Annotated in this window: 2 protein-coding genes; both read left to right on the top strand. The window is 68.7% G+C overall.

Going from position 1 to position 3,580, the window contains the following annotated elements; translation table 11 throughout:
• Positions 1 to 138: 138 nt before the first annotated feature.
• Positions 139 to 2,625 (top strand): phage/plasmid primase, P4 family, encoded by a 2,487-nt coding sequence (locus D471_RS0130855; RefSeq protein WP_017602180.1) that lies wholly within the window; start codon positions 139 to 141, stop codon positions 2,623 to 2,625.
• 279 nt (positions 2,626 to 2,904) lie between these two features.
• Positions 2,905 to 3,267 (top strand): hypothetical protein, encoded by a 363-nt coding sequence (locus tag D471_RS0130850; RefSeq protein ID WP_017602179.1) that lies wholly within the window; start codon positions 2,905 to 2,907, stop codon positions 3,265 to 3,267.
• Positions 3,268 to 3,580: the final 313 nt, after the last annotated feature.

Below are 3,580 nucleotides of genomic sequence, written 5' to 3'. Positions count from 1 at the left end.
TGTCATCCACGCCATCGGCTACGTGAGGTCGACCGACCCGGGCACCCGTGCCCACCCCGTGCGCGTGTGGCAGGGCGTCCCCCGATGAGTGGGGAGCAGCCCCTCAGTCCCGACCCAACGACCAGAAACGGTGACGACGTGCCGGACACGGAGCCTCCCCGCTCCACTCTCGACGCCGCCCTCACCCTCCACGCCGCCGGGCTGTGCGTCATCCCCGCCACCACCGACGGCACCAAAGCGCCGGGCACCGGAGCGTGGAAGCGCTACATGACCGAACGCCCCACGGTCGAGGCGCTGAGGAGCTGGTTCTCCCACGGACACCCCGGCCTCGGGATCGTCACCGGCGCCGTCTCCGGCGGAGTCGTCGCGCTCGACGTCGAACACCGGGCGATCACCGAAGGCGTCTTCACGCGCTATCGCGAGCTGGCACGCGAGTTCGGACTCGGCGACGTGCTGAGCGCGGTCATGGCCGGATACACCGAGTTGACCGCCTCGGGGGGCCTCCACCTGCTCTGGCGTATCGACGACGGTCAGGGAGTCGCGAACATGAAGCTCGCCTCCCGGCCCTCCACCGGCGAAGAGCTCGCGGCGCGCCCAAGCCAGAAGACCCAGGTCCTCATCGAGACCAAGAGCGAGGGCGGCTTTCTCATCGTCGCCCCTTCCCACGGGCCCGTGCATCCGACCGGGCGCCCGTGGACCCTGCACACCGGGAGCGCGGACAGCGTCGTCACCCTGGAACGCGAGGTGTCCGACGCGCTTTTGGAATTGGCGCGGATGCTCGACGCCACCCCGAGGCGCGCGGCGCACGGTTTCTCCCAACCCTCCGCCGGGGCCCGGAACGGAGGCGGCACCAGCCCCGGCGACGACTACGAGACCCGCACCGATTGGTCCGACATCCTCACCTCCCACGGGTGGAGCGAGGTGTACCGCTCCGGACGCACCAGGTACTGGCGGCGCCCGGGGAAGCGGATGGGTTTCTCCGCCACCACCGGCCACGCCGCGGACAGGGACCGGCTGTACGTGTTCTCCACGAGCACCGAGTTCGACAGCGAGACCCCGTACACGAAGTTCGGCGCCTACGCCCTCCTCGAACACGGAGGCGACCACAAGGCCGCGGCGAAGGCGCTCAAGGCCGCCGGGTACGGCCAGTCCGCGCTGGGGGCGCTTCGCCACCTGACCGCCGTCCCCACACCGGTACCGGGCACGCGATCCACGCGGCCCGACCAGGCTCCTGCCGCCGACGGCACCGCGGCACTCGCCGTCAGCGAACTCGCTCCGGTGACCGCGCTCGACACCTATTCCCGCACCGACGACGGCAACGCGCTACGCCTGGCCGACACCCATCAGGACGAGATCCGCTACGTTCCGGAGCGCGGCAGGTGGCTTATCTGGAACGGTCACCGGTGGGCCTGGGACGATGTCGGCCGCGTTCCGGAACTCGCCCGCGCGATCGCCCGCGCGCTCCCCGACGACACGAAGGAGGACGCCGCCCACAAAGCGCGCTCGCTCGCCGCGCGGAACCTGGGCGCCATGGTGCAGCTCGCCCGTACCGACCAGCGCGTCGTCGCCTCCGCTGCCCGCCTCGACGCCGCCCCCCGTCGGCTCAACACCACCGGTGGTGTCGTCGACCTGGAGACGGGCGAGCTCACCGCCCCCGATCCCGCTCAGCTCCACACACGCTCGACGACCACGGCACCCGCCCCCGACTCACCCACTCCGAGGTGGGACTCCTTCCTGGCCGACACCTTCGGAGGCGACAGCGAGGTCATCTCCTATGTGCAACGCCTCGCCGGATTCTCGGCGAGCGCCGACGTCGGCACTCACGTACTGCCGTTCCTGCACGGCGGCGGCTCCAACGGCAAATCGGTGTTCCTGGACGTCCTGAGGGAACTCCTCGGTGACTACGCGACCACCGCGCCACACGACTTCCTCATGCACTCCCGCTCCTCACACGAGACCGAACTCGCCCGCCTCCAGGGCATGCGGCTCGTCATCTGCTCCGAGGTCAACCAGGAGGACCGGTTCGACGAGGCCAAGATGAAGATACTCACCGGGGGCGACACCATCACCGCCCGGTTCATGCGCCAGGACCACTTCACCTTCGAGCCCACCCACCACCTATGGCTCATGGGCAACCACCAACCCGAGGTGAAGAGCGGCGGCGCGTCCTTCTGGCGCAGGCTTCGGCTCGTCCCCTTCACCAACACCGTCGTGCCCGAGAAACGGGTGGAGAACCTCGCGCGCATCCTCGTCAGTGAGGAGGGGGCCGGAATCCTCGCGTGGATCATCGAGGGCGCTCGGCAGTACTTCGCCAGCGGTTTGCGGGATCCGGACAAGGTCAAGGTCGCCACCGAGACCTACGCCGCTGAGGAGGACCACCTGAGCCGTTTCCTCGAGGAGAACTGCCGTGTCAACTGCGGCGATCCCGTGAAACTCGAGACGAAGAGGCTGCGCGGCGCCTACGAGTCCTGGTGCGCGGGGGAGGGCATCAAACCGTTGGCCGCCTCACCCTTCGGCCGTGAGATCAAGGCTCGCGGGATCGCTTCCAAGCCCTCCAACGGCAAGCGGTACTACCTAGGCCTCAGCCTCCTCGACGACAGCGCCGGCATCCAGGGGAGTGCCTGATCGTGGGACGGCCACGGCCCCGCTGTCACTGGACCCCGACAGCGCAACCCCCGCCTGCTGTGAGCAGTGACAGAGAACCGGACCCAGTGACAACGGGAGGGACAGCGGAAAGTGACCTCAGATCACGACGAGACTCCAGGTCGGAGCAGGAGAAGTGACAGCAGTGACACCACATGTGCGGTTCCGGTTCCACGCGCGCACACGAAAGGCGCTCGTGCCGGCCGGCGACGAGTTCCGCGGTGCTGTCGCTGCCGTCACTCCCAGACCTCGGCGGAACCGATGAGAACCCCGCGAGTCCGTGCGCGCCTCGACGTCTGCGCCTCCTGCGGGTCGGCCGTCATCGTCGCCCTCGACTCCGCCGTCGCGGGGATCCCGGTCCGGGCGGATCCGCTCACGCTCGACGAACCGTCCGAACTCCGCGCCCGTGTGGAGGGGCGGATGACCTACAACCTCGTCGGTCATCCCGTCAGTGGCCGTGCCCTCGTCGAGCGCATTCCCGAACTGGTCGTCCATCGACGCCACCCCGTGGTGGCCGCCCATCGATGTCCCGGTCCGGTTCCCGCGACGGCCATCCCACAGCCGATGGATATCCCAAGCGCCGGAGGGGATTCGTCCTCCGGTGATGACATTCCGCCGTTCTGAGAGGAGAGGCTCGCCTCGATGTCCATGAACTTCACCCCGTGCGAGGTGTTCGACGGTCCCGTCACTGTCGGGCAGTGCATTTTCCAAAAATGTGAGGAGCGTGCGGTCGGGTGGTGTCCGCCTGAGTAGAGCCGTTGGACGTTTCCGGAACGAGCGCTGACACCACGAATGAACCGGGGGACGAAGAGATGGCCGACCATTATCCGTGCGACCTGTGCGCCCGACCGTCGGGCGACGACGCGCCCGTGTGCGTCCGATGCGCCGATGAGACCGTCGAGGGATTGCGGAGCGTCCGCGACTGGCTCGCCGAGGC

It is taken from the genome of Nocardiopsis lucentensis DSM 44048, from assembly GCF_000341125.1.
In the GTDB taxonomy this organism is placed as follows: domain Bacteria; phylum Actinomycetota; class Actinomycetes; order Streptosporangiales; family Streptosporangiaceae; genus Nocardiopsis; species Nocardiopsis lucentensis.
Note: the sequence above shows the minus strand (reverse complement) of the source record. Positions and strands in the feature narration are given on the sequence as shown.